Origin of the sequence: Microbacterium sp., assembly GCF_036277215.1 — a bacterium.
GTDB lineage: Bacteria > Actinomycetota > Actinomycetes > Actinomycetales > Microbacteriaceae > Microbacterium.
This window is the reverse complement of sequence record NZ_DASUNI010000029.1, coordinates 1-2988: the sequence shown is the minus strand read 5'-3', so window position 1 is coordinate 2988 and position 2988 is coordinate 1. Positions and strand designations below refer to the sequence as shown.

The following is a 2988-nucleotide window of genomic DNA, read 5'->3' as shown; positions in this document are numbered from 1 at the left end:
TTCGACGTTTGTCCGCAGCCTTCGCTGCGACGCTGGTGGTTGGCGCGTTCACCGGTGCACAAGGTGCCGGCGCCGCTCCGGTCATCGACACGAGCGCGTTGACCGAGGCCGTCACGGCCCAGGGCGTCCTCGAGCACATGCAGGAGTTCCAGGCCATCGCCGACGCCAACGGCGGCACTCGCGAGGCCAGCACGCCCGGCTACACGGCCTCGGCCGACTACGTCGCGGAGCTGATGGAGCAGGCGGGGTACACCGTCACCCGCCAGGAGTTCGAGTACAACTACTTCGAGGAGCTGGCCCCGGCGACTCTCGCGGGCACCTCCGCCGGGTTCCCCTACACCTATGTCGAGGGCACGGACATCGCCACCATGGGCTACTCGGGCACGGGACCCTTCTCGGGTGTCGTGCAGGAGGTCGACGTGGTCGTCCCGCTGCCGGTGGGCCAGGCGGACGGGACGTCGAACTCGGGCTGCGAGCCCGAGGACTTCGCAGGCTTCACCGGGGACATCGCGCTGATCCAGCGCGGGACGTGCGACTTCTCGGTCAAGATCGCGAACGCGGTCGCAGCGGGAGCTGAGGCCGTGATCATCTTCAACGAGGGCAACAGCGCCGAGCGCACCGAGGTGGGCTTCGGCCAGGCGACGTTCCCGCAGGACGTGCCCGTCCTCGAGATGAGCGCCGAGGACGGCGCGGCGCTGGTCGAGTTCATCCGCAGCGAGCGCCGGGCCGGCCGTGCGGTCACCCTCGCCGGCAGCACGACGACGGTCTCGGAGGTGCGCACGTCGGAGAACGTGATCGCCGACTCGCCCGACGGTCGCACGGACCGCGTGGTCGTGTCGGGTGCGCACCTCGACAGCGTGATCGAGGGACCTGGCATCAACGACAACGGGTCCGGCTCGGCCGGACAGCTCGAGACGGCGCTGGAGCTGGCCGCCTTGGACGTCGAGCTCGAGAACCAGGTGCGCTTCATCTGGTTCGGCGCCGAGGAGTCGGGACTCGTCGGGTCGCAGTTCTATGTCGATTCGCTCACCGCGCGTGAGACGAAGGACATCGCCGTGATGCTCAACTTCGACATGATCGCGTCGCCGAACGCAGGCTGGTTCGTCTACGACGGCGACGCGTCGGACACCGCTTCCACCGGCTCGACGGGCTCCGGGGTCGTCGAGGACGTGTTCGTCGACTACTTCGAGTCGATCGGCCGGGTGACGAAGCCGACCGCGTTCGACGGCCGTTCGGACTACGACGCCTTCGTGGCCGCCGGCATCCCGGCCGGCGGGCTGTTCACGGGCGCCGAGGACATCAAGACCGCAGACGAGGTCGTCCTCTGGGGCGGCGAGGCCGGCGTGGCGTACGACCCGTGCTACCACGCGGCGTGCGACACGATCGATAACGTCAATCTCGTCGCGCTGGACGAGATGTCCGACGCGCTCGCGCACGCGCTGCTCACGTTCGCGATGAGCACGTCGGCTGTCGAGGGCACTGCCAAGGGCAAGGCCAAGGGCCAGCAGTACGACCCGTCCTTCAAGGGTCACCTCGCCATTCGGTAGGCGCGGGAACGCGCGGCACCTCGGGAGGGGCGGCCTTCGCCGCCCCTCCCGATGCCGGTGCGCATCGTCGCGCGCGACGACGCGTCGGCGAGCCGCTCATTTGCGTGCCGTGAGCGCCCCACGCGACGGCCGCGGTACGGCCTGAGACGACCAGCAACCCGGCGCAGGGCGTCCGCTTCGCACTATCGCGTTGCGCGCGAAGCCGGAGCGCGGCCGCCTCTTTCTTTGAGCAGGTCGACCACCTCAGCGAGCACGTGGGCGGCCGGCGCTTCCACGCGCTGGCTCGCGTCGTCCTTCTCGGCAGTCAGCCACGCGTGCTCGCCCTGAATGGAGACGCGCAGAATCCACTCATCGCCGAGATTCGCTTGGAGGTCGCGCATCTCGTCCTCGAGGGAGCCATCGTTGCCGTCCACTTCGTTGCTGAAGACGTCGGCTGCTTCGGCTTGGACGTCGTCGTCTTCTTCTTCGTCGTCGAACTCGTCGTCGGCTTCGCCGCGGACGTCGTCGCCCTCCCCGTCGCTGACGTCGCTGTCCGCCTCGCCGCGCACGTCGTCGTCCTCCTCGTTGCTGGGCTCGCCGGCTACGTCGGCGTCCTCGTCAGGTCGCCGATGAGCGATCTCCTTGGCGATGGATCGGGCCAGGAGCGCGATGGACCCGCGGTTGAGGCCGGGCTTGATGCGTTCCTGCAGGTAGCGCGCGAGCTCCTGCTCGTAAGTCGCGGCCTCGTGGCCGTTGCCATGCTGGCTCGTGCCGCGATCGGCCCGCTTCCTGCCGTCGCGCGTGAAGCGCGCCCGGTTGGCGGTCGCGGACTTCTGGTTCGCCATTGCTGCCTCCCTTGCTTCGAGTCCTCAGCCTGCCCCGGGAATCTGAAGACAAACGACCCGCATCCGCTGCATGCAAGGGATCGGACCCGCAGCAACGCGTGCCCGTCTCCGCCGGACACGGAGCCCGGGACGCCGGCAACTGGAGCACGCTGTTCACCACTACGCGCCAAGAAGTGGCGATTGCCGGACGCGGATCTGACCGATCGGCAGGCGGACACAATTCAGACCCCCGACGCAGTGCCGAGTACAGGCTTGCTGTTTCGATTCGGCGTGACGTCCGGCCTCGAAGGGAGGCTCCGACCGGCGGCGAGCTGACTCGCTTTGCAGACTGTCGGCTGTTGGGCCTGACTGGCTTTCGCTGTGTCGCTCGTCGCCGGTCGGGGACGTCCCGGCGGCGTCGGACGGCACCGACACCCAGATCCAAACAGCAAGCCTGGCAGGAGCACTCGAAGCGGCCCGACATCGAGTGCTGCAATGCGCGACACGCAGCGGTCAAGCTCTCCGGCCCAAACGTGCCAGTTCCCCGCCCCACCGGGTGCGGGTGATCGAGGCTGGTGCGACCCGGGCGAACGCGCGTGGACCATGCGGGTACTACCCGGGTATGGATCATGATCGAG

General features: G+C 68.6%; 2 protein-coding genes. One reads left to right on the top strand and one right to left on the bottom strand.

All coding sequences use genetic code 11. The features are described 5' to 3' along the window. Positions 1 to 1547, top strand: a 1547-nt coding sequence (locus tag VFX99_RS01455; protein ID WP_329664545.1) for a M28 family peptidase, incomplete at its 5' end; no start/stop codon positions are given. Between the two features lie 182 nt (positions 1548 to 1729). Here the strand turns inward: VFX99_RS01455 and VFX99_RS01450 are convergent. Continuing rightward, positions 1730 to 2371 carry a hypothetical protein gene (locus tag VFX99_RS01450; RefSeq protein WP_329664544.1) on the bottom strand — a complete coding sequence of 214 codons (642 nt, stop codon included), beginning with the start codon at positions 2369 to 2371 and terminating at the stop codon, positions 1730 to 1732. Positions 2372 to 2988 lie beyond the last annotated feature (617 nt).